Genomic DNA, 18009 nt, shown 5'->3' on the forward strand with positions numbered 1-18009 from the left:
ATCGGCACCGATGCCGATGCGCACGCGCTCGATATCGGCACCGAGGTTCTCGGCCAGGTTCGCCAGTTCGTTCATGAAGCTGATCTTGGTCGCCAGCATCGCGTTGGCGGCGTACTTGGTCAGCTCGCTGGAGCGCACGTCCATGACGATCACGCGGTCGTGATTGCGATTGAACGGCGCATACAAGGCTTGCATGGCCTTGGCGGCGCGCGCGTTGTCGGCACCGACGACGATGCGATCCGGCTTGTTGAAATCGCCGATCGCATCACCTTCCTTGAGGAATTCCGGGTTCGAGACCACGTCGTGCTCGATGCTCGTGCCACGCTCGGCAAGTGTGGCTTTCATCTGCGCCCGCACCTTGTCGGCGGTACCGACCGGCACCGTCGATTTCGAGATGACGATGCGGTACTCGCTCATGTGCGTGGCGATGGTCTTGGCCACTTCGAGCACGTACTTGAGATCGGCCGAGCCGTCTTCGTTCGGCGGCGTGCCGACGGCGATGAACTGGTACTGACCGTGGGCAACACCTTCGGCGGCATCGGTGGTGAAGCGCAGCCGGCCTTCGGCGGCATTCTTCAGGATCAGCTCGGTCAGCCCCGGTTCGTAGATCGGGATGACACCCTGTTTCAGGCCGTCGATCTTCTTCTGGTCGACGTCGACACAGAGCACGTCATTGCCGACATCGGCAAAGCAGGCCGCAGTGACGAGACCGACATAGCCGGAGCCGAAGATGGTGATGTTCAAGGCGGGGTTCCAATAGGTTGAGGAAGCGGAAACGGCCGGCGCAGGCAGCATTTCCATGGCCCGATGAACGCGCAGGAATAGTGCCAGACGCCGCATCCGGGCGGCCGAATGTTACCACCCGTCAACGGCCTACCCGTGCGGGCGGGGACGATCCCTCATGCTTCATCCAGGATTCCCCACCGCCTCCGCAAACCATGTTCATGAACGCCCGAGTCAACGAATGCCGGAAGGCGATGCGTCATGCCGAAGACTTCGCCACCTGGCGCGACGGCGCCCTGGCTTTCGACGAGGCCAATGGCTTCGAGGACTGGAAGCACGAGGATGAATCACCGGAGTACGACTGGCAGCTGATCCGCGAGCGTCTCGCGCAGATCCGCCAGTACCGGGACACACGCCAAGTGGTCAAGCTGATGCGCCATCTACGCCAGGGCCTGCACTGGAACCTCGGCAACATGGCCAACCCGGCGCTGTACAGCCATACCTACTTCGGCACCAAGCGCCTGATCGAAACCTATCTCGCGGAAGTCGTCGATGCCTTGCGCTTCATCGCCGATGGCAACTTCCCGGGCTTGTCAGCGGCGGACAAGCTGCGCTTCTTCAACGAGACCGCCGCCTCGTTCGGCCGCTCGGCGCTGATGCTCTCCGGCGGCGCCACCCTGGGCCTGTTTCATGTCGGCGTGGTCAAGGCGCTGGTCCGCGAGGGGCTGCTTCCGGAAGTGATTTCCGGTTCCAGCGCCGGTTCGATCGTCGCCTCGGTGATCGGCACCCGGGCGCCGGATGAACTCGAAGAACTGCTCGATCCGGACAATAGCTACTACCATTTCTGGAAGCCGCTGAGCGCACGCGAAATGTGGCAGCGCGGCGCACTGATGGACCAGAAGCAGATCGCCCTCGGCATTGCCCGCAACACCGAAGACCTGACCTTCGAGGAGAGCTACGAGCGCTCCGGCAGAGTCGTCAACGTCACCGTGTCCCCGGCCGGCAGCAACCAGCCGCCTCGCCTGCTCAATTACCTGACCACGCCCTATCTGTATCTGCGCGAAGCGGTGCTGGCTTCGAGTGCGGTGCCGCTGCTGTTCCCGCCGGTGCAACTGATGACCAAGGACGACGACGGCAGCCGCGTGCCCTATATGCCCGGCCTGCGCTGGACCGACGGCTCGCTCAAATCGGACCTGCCCGGTATCCGCCTGCGCCGCCTGCACAACGTCAATCATTTCATCGTCAGCCAGACCAATCCGCACGTGATCCCGTTCGTGCGCGGCGCCCACGAGCGCACCGGCGTGATCGGCGCGCTGCGCGAAGTGGCTTACGGCGCGATGCGCGGCGGCGCGCAGTCGGTGATCGGTGTCGGCAAGTTTGGCGTGCCGCTGTCCGGCGTCCGCCGCCAGCTCGACAACGCTTCGTCGATCCTCGATCAGGACTACCGCGGAAACGTCACCATCGTGCCGAAGGTGTCGGTCTGGCGGTACGCGCACGTCACTGCCAACCCGAAGCTCGAAGCGGTGACCCGCTTCATCCTCGAAGGCGAGCGCGCCACCTGGAAGCGCATCGCCATGGTCCGCAACCAGTCGATGATTTCGCAGACCCTCGCCGCCTGCGTGAAGCAGCTGGAAATCGAAGCGCAGCGGCCGCCGCTGCGCAAGCTGAAGGTGGTCGCGAAGCGCTGAAGCAAACGCGGCGGGCACGAAAAAACGACGTTCGGTCTCGTAACATGCGCGGCCCGCCTCAGGGTCTGCCACCGATGTTGCCCATGCGATTCCTGCGCCGCCTCGCGTTGCTGCTGGTCACCCTGCCGATGCTGGCCGCACGCGCCGAAAGCCCGATCATCCAGCAGACCGGCTGGGCCGCCTGGTTCAACAACGCCGCGATCAACGAACACTTCGGCTTCATCTCCGACGTTCAGCTGCGCAGCAAGGACGAGTGGGCCGGCCCGCGCAATCTGCTGATCCGCCCGGGCCTGTCCTGGTACGTGAAACCTGGCCAGACCCTGAGCGCTGGCTACGCGTACATCGGCACCTTCAATCGCGATGCTGAAGACGCCGTCGAGCACCGCATCTGGCAGCAGTGGGTCAGCAGCTATCGCATCGAGCGCCTGAACATCAGCCAGCGTTTCCGGCTCGAACAGCGTTTCATCGGCCGGCCCGGCGCGCCGGATGTCTACTCGGATCGCTTCCGCTGGTTCGCCCGCGCACAGCTGCCGCTGAGCGCCAGCAGCGGTGCGTTCACACAGGGCGCTTTCCTGGCTTTCCAGAACGAAGCGATGGTCAACCTCAGCGGCCGTGATGCGCTGAACGCGCCGCTGTTCGACCAGAACCGCGCCTACATCGCTTACGGCTGGCGCCTGAACAAGACCGCCGACATCGAGATCGGCTACCTGAACCAGTGGATCAACGGCAAGAACCGCGACACCGTGAACCACGTGCTGCAGGTGGCGCTGTACACCTTCTTCCGCTGAGGTCGCTCAAGCGGGCCTTCAGGACCGAACCGACCGCCCTCGCCGCGTTTTCGATTCAGCGGCTGAACCAGCTGGCAAGCGCGCAACGGGCTTCGACGCCGAATCAGGCATGCAGACATTGGGTCTGCCGTTTTCCGTCCGCTTCAGGAATGCCGGCGGCTCACCTTCCGCGCCGGCTTCGAGCCATTCGAGCTTGGCTGCGAAGTAGCGCCGCAGCCGCCTGAGTTTTGCCGCCTGCGCATCGACCTCCGCAAGACGTTCGCGCATCAGCTCGGCCTTGCGCGCGAGCGTCATGCCGACTCGCTCGTATTCGTCGCTGAGCGTACTGATCTCGCGCAAGGTGAAGCCCAGCGACTGTGCTTCCCGGATCACCAGCGCGCGCTCCACCTGCTGCGCATCGAAACTCTGATAGCGATTGGTGCCGCTGACACCGACCTGCGGCGTCAGCAGGCCGCGCTTGATGTAGAAGCGGACGGTGTCTCGGCCCAGGCCTGTGGTCTTGGAAAAATCAGCGATCAGCATGATGTCCGTCCTCTGCGCAGGAGCGCTTGACTGTGGCCTATGGTCCACACCTTAGGATGCCGTCCTCGATCCAACAAGAGGGACGCAGAGATGAACACCGCAGTGAAGAAAGTGGCGCTGGTGACGGGCGCCTCATCAGGCATCGGCGAAGCGACGGCGCGCAAGCTGCTCGACGCCGGCTATCGCGTCTATGCCGGCGCACGACGGGTGGCACGCATGCAGCCGCTGGCTGCCGCGGGAGCGACCCTGCTGGAACTCGACGTCACCGATGACGCCTCGATGCTCGCCGCCATGGCGACGATCGAACGCGAGACCGGCCGGCTCGATGCCCTGGTCAACAACGCCGGCTACGGCTCCTACGGCTCGCTGGAAGATGTGCCGCTGGAAGAAGGCCGCCGCCAGTTCGAGGTCAATGTCTTCGGTCTTGCGCGGCTCACCCAGCTGGCGCTGCCGATGATGCGGGCGCAGGGCAGCGGCCGGATAGTCAATGTCACTTCGATCGGCGGCAAGATCGGCGAGCCCTTCGGCAGCTGGTACCACGCGACCAAGTTCGCGGTGGAAGGCATGAGCGATTCGCTGCGGATGGAACTGCATCCTTTCGGCATCGACGTGATCGTCATCGAGCCCGGTGCGATCAAGACCGAGTGGAACGGCATTGCCCGCGAAGGGCTGCTGAAGTACTCCGGCGATAGCGACTATCGCGTCGGTGCCCGGCAACACGCCAATCTGCTGCTCTCGGGTTATGAGGGAAACCTGTCGTCCGCGCCGGCGGTGGTCGCGGCAACGATCGTCAAGTCGATCCTTGCCGCGCAGCCGAAGACCCGCTATGCGGCCGGCGGCGGCGCAAGAACCGTCCTGTGCCTGCGCAGCCTGCTCAGCGATCGGGCCTTCGACGGCCTGATGCGCACCTTCTCCAAGCAGGCGCAGAAGCCGGCGCACTGATCGGCAGACGAAGCCCGCGCGCTGGCGACGGGCTTCATTCGTTCAGCCCTAAAGCGCGCTGATCCGCGCTTCCTGCTCGGTCAGCGTCGCCAGTTCGGCCTTCTGCTGAGCGACTCGCGCCCGCTCCTTGTCGATCACCGCGGCCGGTGCGCCGTTGACGAACTTGTCGCTGGACAGCCGCGCCTCGTTCATCTTCAGATCGTTCTCGAGCTTCGCCTTCAGCTTGGCCAGACGCGCGAGTTCCGCGGCCTTGTCGATCAGCCCCGCCATCGGCACCAGGATCTTCATGCTGCCGAGCAGTGCGGTGGCCGACTGCGGCGCTTCATCAGCCGCGCTCAGCACCCGGATCGATTCCAGGCGTGCCAGGAAGCTGACCGAACTCTGGAAACGCGCGATGCGTTCGGCATCCGCTTCGCTGGCGTTCTGGATCAGCACCGGCACCGGCTTGCCCGGCGGGATGTCCATCTCGCCGCGAATCTGGCGCACACCGAGCATGAAACCCTTGAGCCATTCGACATCGGCCTCGGCGGCTTCGTCGATGCGCTCCGGGTTGGCGACCGGATACGGCTCCAGCATGATCGTCTTGCTGGTCTTCTGAGCCAGCGGCGCAACCTTCTGCCAGATCTCTTCGGTGATGAACGGCATGATCGGATGCAGCAGGCGCAGCCAGACTTCGAGCACCCGCACCAGCGTGCGGCGAGCGCCACGCTTGGCCAGTTCGTCATTGCCCTGCATCACTGGCTTGGTCAGCTCCAGATACCAATCGCAGTACTCGTTCCAGATGAACTGGTAGAGGCTCGCGGCGAGCAGATCGAAGCGATAAGCCTCGAAGTGCGCAGCGGCTTCGGCTTCGAGTTTCTGCAGTTTGGAAATGATCCAGCGGTCGGCAGTCGACAGCGTCACTTCACCATCGAGCGAGACAGCGGCAGTCGCCTCGCCGGTCTCCGCGTCGAGCGCGCCGACATTGATCAGCACGAAGCGCGAAGCATTCCAGATCTTGTTGCAGAAGTTGCGATAACCCTCGGCGCGCGCAGCGTCGAAACGCACGTCGCGACCATTGGTCGCGAGTGCGGCGAAGGTGAAGCGCAGCGCATCGACACCGACCGCTTCGATGCCCTTCGGATAGTCCTTGCGGGTCTTGGACTCGATCTTCGGCGCCGTCGCCGGGTTCATCAGGCCGGTGGTGCGCTTGGCGATCAGCGCATCGAGCGTGATGCCATCGACGACGTCGAGCGGATCAAGGACATTGCCCTTCGACTTCGACATCTTGTTGCCTTCCGGATCGCGCACCAGGCCGGTGATGAACACGTCCTTGAACGGCACGTCCTGTTGAAAATACTGGCCCATCATCACCATCCGGGCGACCCAGAAAAAGATGATGTCGAAGCCGGTGACCAACACGCTGCTCGGGTAGTACTTCTTCAGTGACTCGGTGTTCTCGGGCCAGCCGAGCGTGGCCATCGGCCAGATGTCGGACGAGAACCAGGTGTCGAACACGTCCTCGTCCTGCTTCAGCGGAACGCTCGCAGCCAGGCCGTGTCTTGCCCGCACTTCGGCTTCATCGCGGCCGACATACACCTGCCCGGCATCGTCATACCAGGCCGGAATGCGATGGCCCCACCACAGCTGGCGCGAGATGCACCAGTCCTGGATGTTGTTCAGCCAATGGAAGTACGTGGTCTTCCAGTTGTCCGGCACGAAGCGGATGCGGCCGGACTCCACCGCATCGATCGCCGGCTTGGTGATCGCCAGCAAGCCGCCGTTGCCGGGCTGGCCGTCATGGCGCGTTTCGCGGGTCAGATCGACGAACCACTGATCGGTGAGATAAGGCTCCAGCACCGCACCGCTGCGATCGCCGCGCGGCACTTTCAGCTTGTGATCGACGATCTTGTCGACCAGGCCGCGCGGATAGACCGGCTTGCCTTCTTCGGTGCTGGTGATTGGCGCGGACGCCGTGCTGTCGGCCAAGGCTTCGAGATCGGCGACGACCTTCTTGCGAGCCACGACGCGATCAAGGCCGCGATAAGGCTCGGGCACGTCATCGTTGATCGCCGCCGCCTTGGTCAGCACATTGATCAACGGCAGCTTGTGCCGCTGCCCCAACGCGTAATCGTTGAAATCATGCGCCGGCGTGATCTTCACGCAGCCGGTGCCGAACGCCGGGTCGACGTAATCGTCGGCGACGATCGGAATCTCGCGGTTGCACAGCGGCAGCATCACGGTCTTGCCGACCAGATGCTTGTAGCGCTCGTCTTCCGGATGCACGGCCACGGCGGTATCGCCGAGCATGGTCTCCGGACGCGTGGTCACGACGACGATGTAATTCAGCGTTTCGGCTTCAGCGTTGACGTAGGTCGCGCCATTGGCGAGCGGATAGCGGAAGTGCCAGAGCTTGCCGTTCTCTTCTTCCTGCACCACTTCGAGATCGGAGATCGCGGTCTGCAGCACCGGGTCCCAGTTGACCAGGCGTTTGCCGCGGTAGATCAGGCCGTCTTCATGCAGGCGCACGAAATGCTCGACCACGGCCTTCGAGTACGCCGGGTCCATCGTGAAGGCTTCGCGGCTCCAGTCGACGCTGGAACCCATGCGACGTATCTGCTGGCTGATGGTGCCGGCGGAGTACTTCTTCCACTCCCAGACCTTGTCGAGAAATTTTTCGCGGCCGAGTTCGGCGCGTGACGGCTCGCCAGCGAGCTTCAGATTGCGCTCGACGACCATCTGCGTGGCGATGCCGGCGTGATCGGTGCCCGGCTGCCAGAGCGTGTCGAAGCCGGCCATGCGGTGATAGCGGGTCAGCGCGTCCATCACCGTGTGCTGGAACGCGTGGCCCATGTGCAGGGTGCCGGTGACGTTCGGCGGCGGGATCATGATCGAGTACGGCTTGCCGCTGCCGCTCGGCTGATAGCAGCCATCGGCTTCCCAGGTCTGGCACCACTGGGCTTCCACGCGGCTGGGGTCGAACGTCTTGTCCATGTCTTTCGTCACGATGATCGGCATGCCACGACCGCGGTCGCAGCGCTGCATAGGGAAACGGGGGCGTGATTGTAAGGCTTGGCGCGCGGACGATTCCTGCTTGCCCGGCCGGCGGCCCGGGGCCGCCCTACTCGCCCGCTACTTGAACCGCGTTGCCGGTGGTGGTGAAGCCGGCTGGCAGGACGGGCCACGGGTGACTTCGATGCCGGCGACGGTGCCGTCGCGGTCGATCACGGTGACCTGATCGCGGTTCTCGCAGGCGAAGCTGATCGTGTTCGGGCGCTGTTCGCAGAACAGGAAGCGTTCGCTGCTGTGCTCGGCGCCGCTTTCGTCGGTGTAGTTGCCGGTGCGGCGGCTGCAGGCGAAGCCGAGGCCGGACAGCTTCGCCTGCGCCTGGGCGATGTCCATGCCGTAGGGCAGCGCATCCCGAACGGCCTGGCGCTTGGCCGGCGACGGCGTGGTGCTGAACAGGCTGCAGGCCGGCAGCAGCAGCACGAGGCTGATCGGCAAGGCGCAGCGGCTTGCCACCTGAAGAATGCGGGACATGGTGGCTCTCAGAGATTGTGGGTCGCGAGTTCGTAGCCGCGATCGCGGTAGAACTTGTAGCGCTCGCGCGACTTGGTCCGCGCGGACGGATCGGCGTCGACGATTTCCAGCACCCGCTCGAAGCGGCTGAAGAAATCGGGCACGTCGAGGCCGAGGTTGATCATCACGCCGTCGTAGCTGGCCGGCGGTTCGCTGGCGCCGATCAGCACGGCCGGCAGCGGTTCTTCGGGGCTCGTGCCCTGGCGTTCATGAGCGATGAAACCGCCCTGTCGAAAGCTCCACAGTGCGGTGTCCAGCGCTTCGGCCGTCGCGGCGTCCGGCACGTAGGCGTAGACGCGCTTGCCGCCGGCGGTGGCCTTGTCGCAGAGCTTGCAGGCGGTCAGCACGTGGCTGGTCGCGGCGGCGAAGTCGTCGGACAGGATGTAGAAATCAATACGCGTCACTTGGGAGTCACGGATAGGCGGCGGCGAAGGGCGCGCAAAGGATACCGGTTCGCCCTGCCCGGCCGGCTCGTCCTGGCGACGCGTCGGCCAAAAAAAATTGGCGACCCGTTGCCGGATCGCCCAATGCGGAGCCTGAAATCCGGCGCGGTGGGCCGCGCCGGATGGGTCGGGCCTTAGTTGATGATCTTCATCTCCACGCGACGGTTGTCGGCGCGGCCGGTTTCGTCGTCATTGCTGGCCACCGGGTTGGCTTCGCCGTAGCCGTGGGCGCTGAGCACGCTGGCCGACACACCGCGGCTGACCAGGTAGGTGCGAACCGACTGGGCACGCGCTTCAGACAGCTTCAGGTTCTGGGCATCGGAACCGACGCTATCGGTGTAGCCGGCGATCTCGATCTGGAATCCCGGCGAGTCGATGATCGTCTTGGCGACGGTATCGAGTACGGTCTTCGAGTCGTTGGTCAGCAGCGACTTGGCGAACGCGAAGTGGACGTTCTTCAGGATCAGCGACTGGTTGACCGCACAACCGTTGGCCGTGACCTTCTTGCCGGGCGGCGTGTTCGGGCACTGGTCGATGCCGTCGGCAACACCGTCACCATCGGTATCGGCGATGACCGGCGCCGGCGGTGCGATGGTGCAGCCCTTGGCGTCGACATCGGTGCCAGGCGGCGTGTTCGGACACTGGTCGGCGTAGTCCGGAACGCGGTCGCCGTCGCTGTCGATCGGGCAACCCTTGGCGTCGACCGTGGCACCGGCTGGCGTGTTCGGGCACATGTCGAGCTTGTCGTTGACACCGTCTTTGTCGGCATCGAGCGCGCAACCGGTGCTGTCCACCGGCGTGCCGGGGGCCGTGTTCGGGCAGACATCACGCTTGTCCGGCACGCCGTCGCCGTCAAGATCGGACGGCTTCTGTTCGGCCAGCACGTAGCGCACAGACAGCAAGGCAGACTGGCCGTTGAAGCCGGAATTCACCCGTCCGCCACCCGCACCCGGATTGGCTTCGAAGTAACCCTTCTCGGTGCCGACGTAGCGGTAATCGACCGACGCGGTCAGACGCCGCGACAGATCGAAGCCGATACCGGCGCCGCCCTGATAGGCGAACACGGTGTCATGGTCGTTGACCAGTTCCTGGCCAGCGCTGCCGACGTTTTCCAGCCACAGCTGCGAAACACCGCCGCCGACGCCGATGTATGGATGCACGGTCTTGAACAGGCCGCTGTCGCTCTTCAGGTCGTACCAGAGGTTCGCGAAGGCGCTGCGGGTGTCCTTGCGGCCATCGCCTTCAGCGGAGGACGCCGAATCGAAGATCCGCTTGTAGCGGTCCTGGCGATAAGCCAGCTCCACTTCAGGACGGAAGCCGTTGGAGAATGCATAACCGCTGGTCACACCGCCAACCCAACCATTGTCGTACTTGGATGCGAACGGTGATTGGCCACCCAGCAGGCCACCGAAGTTCTGGGTGTCGTTGGACTGGCGCTGCCAGTTCGAGCCTCCTTCCAGGCCCAGATACCACCCGTCTCCAGCGGCAGCGCCGCCAGCGAACGAAGCAAGAACGGCGGCGGTGAACGTGCTCCGCAGAGCACGGTGATTGAGTTGCATGACAGCTCCTTGCCTTCTCAGGCACTAGGTATTGGAGTTGAAACAGGGTTAGTGAGGCTGGGTGCTGCTGCGGCCGTTCGGCGGCCTGCAGCCCGGTGACGACACGGCCGGGGGGAACCGTGCCGTCACCGGCTTGGGGCTGACCGGGGGATCAGCCGTGAAGGCTCCGGGGGGAAGCCTTCAGTTCGGGGGAGGAAGATCAGTTCGCGTCTTCCAGTTCCTTGATCTGCTGCTCGGCCTTTTCCTTGGTCAAGCCATATTTTTCCTGGAGCTTGCCGACGAGCACGTCGCGCTTGCCGTTGACCAGGGCTGCATCGTCATCCGTCAGTTCGCCCCACTTGGCCTTGATGTTGCCAGTGAGCTGCTTGAGCTTTCCTTTGATGATGTCTTCGTTCATGTGAATCTCCTTTTCGACTTGGGGGTACTTTTATGTGTGGGTGTACGCAGCGCTGATATCAGCGCTTGACGCTCAGCTGCGAGACCGGCATCCGTACCGGTGTCAACGCAGCTCGTTCAGGTGAAACATGCAGCCGGCGCAGCTCCGCATGGCAGGCCTCGACCTGCGGCACGTAGCGCTTCAACGCCTGCCGCAACTTCAGTGACGGCTTGCTGGCCAGCAGTTGCTCGCAGCGATGCAGCAAGCGATCTTCAGCAACCACGAGCGCAGCGACGTCCGCCGAGTTGGCCATCGAATCCCCAGCCAGCTGCTGCCCGGCATTCATCGCCAGCCAGCGGCGATACAGCCTCGCGGTCCTGCGGGTATCGATGACCACGGTCAGGCTGACGGTGGCCGCGTTCAGCTCCTGCGCCAGCTGCCCGGCCAGTTCGGCTTTCGCCGTGGCCAGCCGGGCAAATACCGCCGCGACTGCCGGTACCGCCGTGCAGGCCAGCACCTCGCAATGACCACGCACGACCAGCAGTTGACGATGCAAGGCTGCCAACTGGTCGATGGTGCGGGTCATGGCGCGAGGCAAGCCGATTCAGGCGACAGGGCCGTGGCTTAGCGGCTGGCAACCTTCAGCGCATCGGCATCAACCTTCTTGACGCCGCCGGTGCCGCTGGCGATGGCGATCGCGTTCTCGCGCTCGCGCTTGCTGGCCACTTCACCGCTCAGGGTGACCTTGCCGTCCTGGGTGGTGACGTTGATCGCCGTGCCCTTGGTCGTCTCGTCGGCGATCAGCGCAGCCTTCAGCTTGGTGGTGATCACCGTGTCGCTGATTGCTTCGCCGGCATCGCTGGCAACGCCTTCAGCGTTCTTGGCGATCGAATCGAGCGCGGTCGGCGCGGCGATGCGGTTGTCGACGCCCTTCACGTCCGGCGTGGCGCGGGCCAGTTCTTCGGCGGCGTTCTTGGCATCGCTGCCCTTGGCGGTGCCGCTCAGGGTGACGATGCCGTTGTTGGTTTCAACCGAGATATCCGAATCGGAAACCCGGGCGTCGCTGCCGAGACGGCCCTTCACCGAGGCGGTGATGGCGGTATCGGAGATCGCCTTGCCGAGGGTGGCGCTTTCCTTCGGCGCATCGGCGGCGGCGCTATCGGACACCTGGCCCGGCGGCACCGACTTGCCGCAAGCGGCGAGACCGAAGGTGACGACGACGGCGGCGAGAATCAGAGGGTTCGAGTTGTTGCGGATATTGAAGTTCATGGGTGTTTTCCTTGAGGTGAAATTTTTTTGAAACGTTTTGAGGGAAGGGTTTGAAGCGGTTGCTGAGTCAGGACATCAAAGCTTTGCGCGACGGCCGAAGATCAACGACACGATGGCCAGCACGATGAAAACCAGGAACAGCACTTTCGCGATGCCGACCGCAGTGCCGGCAATACCGGAGAACCCGAGCAGGGCCGCAATCAATGCGATGACAAAGAAAACGACGGCGTAATGCAGCATGAGAAAACTCCGGTGCGATCTGTCTGGATCGAGCCTGCCTTCTGGTTGGCAGTCCCGGCACACCGCCAATCGGCGTGCTGTGCCTAATACATTTCATCCTTCGTGCCAGGTTTTTATTTATTGTTTTTCAAATAGTTACGATGAATCGTGCGAACATGCTCCGGGCAAGTTGCAAGATGTCGTCGTTCCAACCGTGCAAAATGCAAGAAATACCTTCTTCCATTTTCGGGCCCTCACAACGCTCATGGAGAATTGCCGCTTTGGCCGTTTTGGCTGACAAGACCGGAGGCCGCGTACTCGTCGTCGACGACGAAGCCGCCCTGCTGAAGACCTTCCGCTACTGCCTCGAAGACGACGGCCACACCGTCGCCACCGCGGCCAGCGGCGAACAGGCGATGGCGCTGATCCGCAGCCGCGTCTTCGATGTCTGCTTTCTCGATCTGAGCCTCGGCGACAGCAACGCGCTTGAGCTGCTGCCGGCGATCCGGATCGCCGCGCCCTGGTTGCGGGTGGTGATCGTCACCGCCCATTCCTCGGTCGATACCGCCGTGCAGGCGATGCGTGCCGGTGCCACCGATTACCTGGTCAAGCCCTGCTCGCCCGAGCAATTGCGGATTGCTGCCGCCACACATCTGCATGCGCGGCGGCTCGATCTGCGCCTGGAAGAACTGGAGCGCGAAACCGGCCGCAGCGGTGGCGATACCCAGCTCGAAAGCCGCTCGCCGGCAATGGCGGCGCTGCTCGATACCGTGCGCCAGGTCGCCGAGAGCGAAGCCAGCATTCTGGTGCTCGGCGAAAGCGGCACCGGCAAGGGCGTGATCGCCAGGGCGATCCATCGCTGGAGCGCGCGCCAGGCGGCACCGTTCATCACCATCAACAGCCCGGGGCTGTCAGGCGAGCTGTTCGAGAGCGAATTGTTCGGCCATCGCAAGGGCGCGTTCACTGGCGCCGTTGCCAACTCGCCGGGCCGCGTGTCTCAGGCCGATGGCGGCACCCTGTTTCTCGACGAGATCGGGGAAGTGCCGCTGGCCCTGCAACCGAAGCTGCTGCGCTTCCTGCAGGACAAGCAGTACGAAAGCATCGGCGATCCGGTAACCCGCCAGGCCGATGTGCGCCTGGTCGCCGCGACCAATCGCGATCTCAACGCCATGGTCCGCGCTGGCACCTTCCGCGAGGATCTGCTCTACCGGCTCGATGTCATCCGCATCCATCTGCCACCGCTGCGCGACCGCATCGAAGACCTGCCGCAACTGGCCCACGGCTTCCTCGACGAGTTCATCCGCATTCATCGCGGCCGTGCCCGTGGCTTCAGCGAGGCGGCGCTGACTGCCCTTGCCGCCCACCGCTGGCCGGGCAACATCCGCGAGCTGCGCAACGTCGTCGAGCGAGCCAGCATCCTCTGTCGCGGCGAGCAGATCGAACCCCGCGATCTGGCCCTTGGCGATGCCGGCGGCAGCGCGCCAGCAACACGTACGACGCAGGGCCTGAGCCTGCAGGCCCTGGAGCGCGAACACATCCTCAGCGTGCTCGGCGCCGCGGAAACCCTGGAAGTCGCCGCCAAGACGCTGGGCATCGACGCCTCGACCCTGTATCGCAAGCGCAAGCAGTACGGCATCTGACCCGTCGCCTGCCTCACTGATCGAATCGCATGAGAATCCTGCATCGCCTGCTGCTCAGCTACGCCGCGCTGGTCTTGATCGCCTTCGCCGGCGGTGCCCTGCTGGCGCTGGCCTGGGCGAAATCCGGCACCGGCGCCTGGTACGAGATCGCTGCGCTCGGCATCGGCGGCATCGCCATCAGCGTGCTCGGCATCCGCTTCGGCATCGTCCAGGCACAGGCGACCAGCGCGCCGCTGCAGAAGATCGCCGCCGCGACCAAGGCAGTGGCCGATGGTCATTTCGATGTCCGCATCGAGCGCTCCAGTCTGGTCGAGGCCAATGCGCTGGCTGATCACTTCAACGAGATGGCCACCGCACTCGAGGCCTACAACTCGACCAGCATCGACCGCCTGCTGGCCGAGCAGCGCCGCAACGATGTGGTGCTTGGCTCGATCGACGATGGTCTGATCATCGTCGACGAACGCGCCCAGATCGAACGCCTGAACCCGATCGCCGCGCGCCAGCTCGGCACCACGATGGAACTGGCGATCGGCCGCACGCTGGACGAGCTGCTCGGCGGCGAGCGCTTCGATCAGCGCATCGCCGACGACATCGCCAACCAGTCGCTGTCGCAGGACGACGAACCCGATCTGGTGATCGGCGAAGGCGTGATGCAGCGCATCCTGGCGATTGCGCTGACCCCGTTCACCGATGAGACCCGGCCGGGCCTGGTGATGCTGCTGCGTGATGTGACCGAGGAACGCGAGCAGGAAAAGCTGCGCATGGATTTCGTGCTGCGCGCCTCGCACGAACTGCGCACGCCGGTCTCCGGCCTGCGCATGGCGATGGATCTGCTCGCCGAGCGCACCGCGTTCGCGCCGGACACTCGCGAGGCCGATCTGTTCGAGACCGTGCACACCGAGACCAAGCGCCTCGCCGATCTGGTCAGCGATCTGCTCGATGTCTCGCGCCTCAGTCACGCCGATACGCCGCTGAAGCTCGAAGCCGTGCAGCTCGCGCAGCTGGCCGAAGACGCCGTCGCCCGCTTCGAGCCGATGGCACTGGAACGCCGCCTGAGCATCGTCGCGAGTGTCGCCACCGGGCTGCCGGAGCTGCAGCTCGATGCCTCGCAGTTTTCGCGGGTGCTCGACAACCTGGTCGGCAACGCGATCCGTCACACGCCGCCGGGTGGCGAAGTCGGCATCAACGTCGTCGCCGGCCCGGACGCGATCCGCATCGAAGTCCGCGACAGCGGCGAAGGCATGACCCGCCGCCAGCTCACCCGCGTCTTCGAACCCTTCGTGCAGTTCGGCCGCAACACCGGCGGCGCCGGCCTCGGCCTGACCTTGTCACGCGAGATCGTCGAGCGTCACGGCGGCCGTATCGAGGTCGCGTCTCAGCGCGGCCAGGGCGCGCGTTTCATCGTCAACCTGCCCTGGCCAACCGAAGCTCGAACCACCTGATCGCTCAGACCGTCAGCGCCGGCACCAGCGTGTCTGGCGTCAGCTTCGGCTTCTGTCGATACCAGCGCGTCTCGCGTTCGTAAGCCTGGGCCAGCGCCAGGATCTTGCCTTCCGAGAAGCGCGGGCCGGCGATCATCAGGCCGATCGGCAGACCATCACTGCTGAAGCCGCAGGGAATCGAGATCGCCGGCAGGCCGGTGGCGTTGAACACACTGCAGTTCGACAGCGCCGACGGATCGCCCGGCTTCGGTTCGCGGATGCGCTTGAACATGTCGTTGAGCACCGGCTGCATCTTGCGCATGGTCGGCATCACCACCAGATCGAAGTCGGTGAAGCTGTCGTCGATGGTCCGGCGCAGCAGATCGAGCTTCCACTTGGTGCGGATGTAGTCCGGCGCTTTCGGCTCGTCCTTCGCGGCACCTTCGAGGCGCCGGCGGCTGGCCAGCTGGTACTTGCCCGGCGAATCCTTGAACGTCTCTTCGTGCCAGGCCCAGGTCTCGCCGGAATAGCCGAGCGCACCGATGCTGAGATCGCCGGTGCTCGGCAGACTCACGTCCTTGATGCCAGCCGTGATCCGGGCCAGCACGCCGATGGCGATCTCGCAGACGCGCAGGATTTCCGGATGCGTGCCTTCCTTGAAGCCGAGCGGCGCGCCGAGGCGGAAGCCCGACACCGGCTGCTTCAGCGCGGCGACATAATCTTCTCGCGGATGCTCGACGCTGGTGATGTCGCGGCGGTCATAGCCGACCAGCGCGTTGAGCATGATCGCGTTGTCCTCGACGGTGCGGGTCATCGGCCCGCAGTGATCGAGACATAAGGTCAGTGGCGCGATACCGCGGATCGGCACCAGGCCGAAGGTCGGCTTCAGGCCCACTAGGCTGCAGTAGGCGGCCGGATGGCGAATCGAACCGGCAGTGTCGGTGCCGAGCGCGCCGTAGCAGAGATCGGCAGCGACGGCAGCGCCGGAACCCGAACTGGAACCGCCGGTGTTCAGGTTCAGCGCCCAGGGATTGCGCGCCGCCCCCCAGAACGAGGCCTCGCCGGCGCCCATCGCGAACTCGTGCAGGTTCGTCTTGCCGATGATCACCGCGCCGGCCTGCTTCAGTCGGCTGGCGACCGGCGCATCGGCGGGCGGCACCCGGTCTTCCCACAACGCGCTGGCAGCCGTGGTACGGGTGCCGGCGGTGTCGATATTGTCCTTCAGCGCGATCGGCACGCCGTGCAGCGGGCCGCGCAGCTTGCCGGCTTTCTGCTCGGCATCGAGCTGATCGGCCTGGGCCAGCGCCTTGTCCTTCATCACGGTGATGAAGGCATCGAGCATCGGATCATAGACCGCGATCCGCGCCAGGCAGGCTTCGGTCAGTTGCCGGGAAGTGACTTCGCCGCTGCGCAGCTTGGCAGCGGCTTCGGCGATCGACAGTGCCGCGAGTGCGTCTTGCTTAGCTGTGCTCATGCGCCTTTCACCACGGCCGGCACCACCGTCTTCGGCGACAGCGAGGGCTTGCGCAGATGCCATTGCGTGGCCTGCTCGTAAGCCTGGGCCAGCGCCAGCACCTTGCCTTCGGAGAACTTCGGCCCGGAGATCATCAGGCCGATCGGCAAACCGCTCTTGCTGAAGCCGCAGGGCAGCGAGATCGACGGCAGGCCGAAGATGTTGAACGGCGAGCAGTTCGAAGTGACCAGCGGATTGCTCGGCGTGGTGCTGTAGGCGCGGGTGATCAGATCATCGAGCTTCGGCGCGACGATCCGCTGGGTCGGGCAGACCACCAGATCGAAGCCGTTGAACGAGTCATCGATGGTCCGGCGCAGCAGTTCCAGATCCCACTTGGCGCGCACGTAGTCGGCGGCCTTCGGCGGTGATGCCAGCGCGGCTTCGAGGCGACGACGCTCGGGCAGCATGTACTTGGCCGCCGAGCTCTTCACGTACTGCTCGTGATAGGCCATGTACTCGCCCAGCGCGCCGAGGCTGGGCCGCGAGGTGATCGACGGCAGATTGGCTTCCTTGCTGCCCTTGGTCAGCTTGTTGAGCAGCGCCACCGCGTCGTCGACGGCTTTGGCGACGTCCGGTTCCAGGCCATCGAAATAGCTGGGCGGCAGGCCGATGCGGAAACCCGATACCGGCTGGCTGAGCGCGGCGACGTAATCCTCGCGGGCGTGTTCGGCGCTGGTGATGTCGAGCTTGTCGTAGCCGGCCATGCTGTTCAGCATCAGCGCGCAGTCGGCCACCGTGCGCGCCATCGGCCCGCAGTGATCGAGCGACAGCACCAGCGGCATGATGCCGCGGATCGGCACCAGGCCGTAGGTCGGCTTCAGGCCGACGATGCCGCAGTACGAGGCCGGCATGCGCACCGAGCCGCCGGTGTCGGTACCGAGCGCGCCATAGCTCAGGAACGCGGCCAGCGCGGCACCGGAGCCGGACGAAGAACCGCCGGTGTTGTGGGCCAGATTCCAGGGATTGCGCGCCGGCCCGTAGTACGAAGTCTCGCCGCCACCCATGGCGAATTCCTGCAGGTTGGTCTTGCCGATGACGATCGCACCGGCGGCGACCAGACTGGCGACCACCGGCGCATCGACGGTCGGCACGCGATCCTCGAACAGCGCGCTTCCGCCGGTGGTCAAGGTACCGGCGGTGTCGATATTGTCCTTGATCGCGATCGGCACACCGTGCAGCGGGCCGCGGAACTTGCCGGCCTTCTGCTCGGCATCGAGCGTCGCCGCCTGCGCCAGCGCCTTGTCCCGCATCACCGTGATGAAGGCATCGAGCTTGGGATCGTAAACCTCGATGCGCGCCAGACAGGCCTGCACAGCCTGCGTCGCCGTGGCCTTGCCGGCGCGGATCG

Annotated in this window: 17 protein-coding genes; 5 read left to right on the forward strand and 12 right to left on the reverse strand. The window is 64.7% G+C overall.

Features of this window, described 5'->3' with window-relative positions; all coding sequences use genetic code 11:
- On the reverse strand, window positions 1–744 hold a 744-nt coding region (locus QZY06_RS14725), incomplete at its 3' end, for a nucleotide sugar dehydrogenase (RefSeq protein WP_295685831.1).
- A gap of 194 nt (window positions 745–938) precedes the next feature.
- On the opposite strand from QZY06_RS14725, the gene QZY06_RS14730 reads away from it, so the two are divergent.
- On the forward strand, window positions 939–2411 hold the full coding sequence (locus QZY06_RS14730) for a DUF3336 domain-containing protein (RefSeq protein ID WP_295685832.1): 1473 nt from the start codon (window positions 939–941) through the stop codon (window positions 2409–2411).
- A 74-nt stretch (window positions 2412–2485) separates the two neighbouring features.
- Complete coding sequence (locus tag QZY06_RS14735; RefSeq protein WP_295685833.1) at window positions 2486–3199, forward strand: DUF2490 domain-containing protein; 714 nt, start codon at window positions 2486–2488, stop codon at window positions 3197–3199.
- 18 nt (window positions 3200–3217) lie between these two features.
- On the opposite strand, the gene QZY06_RS14740 is transcribed toward QZY06_RS14735, so the two are convergent.
- Window positions 3218–3721, reverse strand: a complete 504-nt coding sequence (locus tag QZY06_RS14740) for a MerR family transcriptional regulator (protein ID WP_295685834.1) — start codon at window positions 3719–3721, stop codon at window positions 3218–3220.
- Between the two features lie 90 nt (window positions 3722–3811).
- Between QZY06_RS14740 and QZY06_RS14745 the strand changes: the two genes are divergently transcribed.
- The gene (locus QZY06_RS14745; RefSeq protein ID WP_295685835.1) at window positions 3812–4663 is read left to right on the forward strand and encodes an oxidoreductase; all 852 of its coding nucleotides are present in this window, start codon (window positions 3812–3814) and stop codon (window positions 4661–4663) included.
- Window positions 4664–4711: 48 nt separating this feature from the next.
- Here the strand turns inward: QZY06_RS14745 and QZY06_RS14750 are convergent, their stop codons facing one another.
- From QZY06_RS14750 to QZY06_RS14785, 8 genes are all read right to left on the reverse strand, one after another.
- Window positions 4712–7636, reverse strand: a complete 2925-nt coding sequence (locus QZY06_RS14750; protein ID WP_295685836.1) for a valine--tRNA ligase — start codon at window positions 7634–7636, stop codon at window positions 4712–4714.
- A gap of 138 nt (window positions 7637–7774) precedes the next feature.
- Window positions 7775–8182, reverse strand: a complete 408-nt coding sequence (locus QZY06_RS14755) for a hypothetical protein (protein ID WP_295685837.1) — start codon at window positions 8180–8182, stop codon at window positions 7775–7777.
- Between the two features lie 8 nt (window positions 8183–8190).
- Window positions 8191–8625: a DNA polymerase III subunit chi gene (locus QZY06_RS14760; protein WP_295685838.1), complete on the reverse strand. Its 435-nt coding sequence runs from the start codon at window positions 8623–8625 to the stop codon at window positions 8191–8193.
- Between the two features lie 173 nt (window positions 8626–8798).
- On the reverse strand, window positions 8799–10223 hold the full coding sequence (locus tag QZY06_RS14765; protein WP_295685839.1) for an OmpA family protein: 1425 nt from the start codon (window positions 10221–10223) through the stop codon (window positions 8799–8801).
- A gap of 199 nt (window positions 10224–10422) precedes the next feature.
- Window positions 10423–10620, reverse strand: a complete 198-nt coding sequence (locus QZY06_RS14770) for a CsbD family protein (protein ID WP_293397417.1) — start codon at window positions 10618–10620, stop codon at window positions 10423–10425.
- A gap of 58 nt (window positions 10621–10678) precedes the next feature.
- Window positions 10679–11185 (reverse strand): hypothetical protein, encoded by a 507-nt coding sequence (locus tag QZY06_RS14775; RefSeq protein ID WP_295685840.1) that lies wholly within the window; start codon window positions 11183–11185, stop codon window positions 10679–10681.
- Between the two features lie 38 nt (window positions 11186–11223).
- On the reverse strand, window positions 11224–11868 hold the full coding sequence (locus QZY06_RS14780) for a BON domain-containing protein (protein ID WP_295685841.1): 645 nt from the start codon (window positions 11866–11868) through the stop codon (window positions 11224–11226).
- Window positions 11869–11943: 75 nt separating this feature from the next.
- Complete coding sequence (locus QZY06_RS14785) at window positions 11944–12108, reverse strand: DUF1328 domain-containing protein (protein WP_022975781.1); 165 nt, start codon at window positions 12106–12108, stop codon at window positions 11944–11946.
- 260 nt (window positions 12109–12368) lie between these two features.
- Between QZY06_RS14785 and QZY06_RS14790 the strand changes: the two genes are divergently transcribed.
- Window positions 12369–13727 carry a sigma-54 dependent transcriptional regulator gene (locus tag QZY06_RS14790; RefSeq protein WP_295685842.1) on the forward strand — a complete coding sequence of 453 codons (1359 nt, stop codon included), beginning with the start codon at window positions 12369–12371 and terminating at the stop codon, window positions 13725–13727.
- A gap of 29 nt (window positions 13728–13756) precedes the next feature.
- Window positions 13757–15169: a HAMP domain-containing sensor histidine kinase gene (locus QZY06_RS14795; RefSeq protein ID WP_295685843.1), complete on the forward strand. Its 1413-nt coding sequence runs from the start codon at window positions 13757–13759 to the stop codon at window positions 15167–15169.
- Between the two features lie 4 nt (window positions 15170–15173).
- Here the strand turns inward: QZY06_RS14795 and QZY06_RS14800 are convergent, their stop codons facing one another.
- A complete protein-coding gene (locus tag QZY06_RS14800; RefSeq protein ID WP_295685844.1) occupies window positions 15174–16622 on the reverse strand; it encodes an amidase in 1449 nt (482 codons plus the stop codon).
- Window positions 16619–18009 (reverse strand): amidase (locus QZY06_RS14805; RefSeq protein ID WP_295685845.1); only part of this gene is annotated, 1391 nt, incomplete at its 5' end. The genes QZY06_RS14805 and QZY06_RS14800, both read right to left, overlap by 4 nt.

This window comes from uncultured Nevskia sp., from assembly GCF_903885465.1.
Lineage (GTDB): Bacteria > Pseudomonadota > Gammaproteobacteria > Nevskiales > Nevskiaceae > Nevskia.

Bases quoted from the DNA above. Each gene is read 5' to 3' on its own strand.
- QZY06_RS14730 (WP_295685832.1), top strand. From the start codon at position 939: ATGTTCATGAACGCCCGAGTCAACGAATGCCGGAAGGCGATGCGTCAT.
- QZY06_RS14735 (WP_295685833.1), top strand. From the start codon at position 2,486: ATGTTGCCCATGCGATTCCTGCGCCGCCTCGCGTTGCTGCTGGTCACC.
- QZY06_RS14740 (WP_295685834.1), bottom strand. From the start codon at position 3,721: ATGCTGATCGCTGATTTTTCCAAGACCACAGGCCTGGGCCGAGACACC.
- QZY06_RS14745 (WP_295685835.1), top strand. From the start codon at position 3,812: ATGAACACCGCAGTGAAGAAAGTGGCGCTGGTGACGGGCGCCTCATCA.
- QZY06_RS14750 (WP_295685836.1), bottom strand. From the start codon at position 7,636: ATGGACAAGACGTTCGACCCCAGCCGCGTGGAAGCCCAGTGGTGCCAG.
- QZY06_RS14755 (WP_295685837.1), bottom strand. From the start codon at position 8,182: ATGTCCCGCATTCTTCAGGTGGCAAGCCGCTGCGCCTTGCCGATCAGC.
- QZY06_RS14765 (WP_295685839.1), bottom strand. From the start codon at position 10,223: ATGCAACTCAATCACCGTGCTCTGCGGAGCACGTTCACCGCCGCCGTT.
- QZY06_RS14770 (WP_293397417.1), bottom strand. From the start codon at position 10,620: ATGAACGAAGACATCATCAAAGGAAAGCTCAAGCAGCTCACTGGCAAC.
- QZY06_RS14775 (WP_295685840.1), bottom strand. From the start codon at position 11,185: ATGACCCGCACCATCGACCAGTTGGCAGCCTTGCATCGTCAACTGCTG.
- QZY06_RS14780 (WP_295685841.1), bottom strand. From the start codon at position 11,868: ATGAACTTCAATATCCGCAACAACTCGAACCCTCTGATTCTCGCCGCC.
- QZY06_RS14785 (WP_022975781.1), bottom strand. From the start codon at position 12,108: ATGCTGCATTACGCCGTCGTTTTCTTTGTCATCGCATTGATTGCGGCC.
- QZY06_RS14795 (WP_295685843.1), top strand. From the start codon at position 13,757: ATGAGAATCCTGCATCGCCTGCTGCTCAGCTACGCCGCGCTGGTCTTG.
- QZY06_RS14800 (WP_295685844.1), bottom strand. From the start codon at position 16,622: ATGAGCACAGCTAAGCAAGACGCACTCGCGGCACTGTCGATCGCCGAA.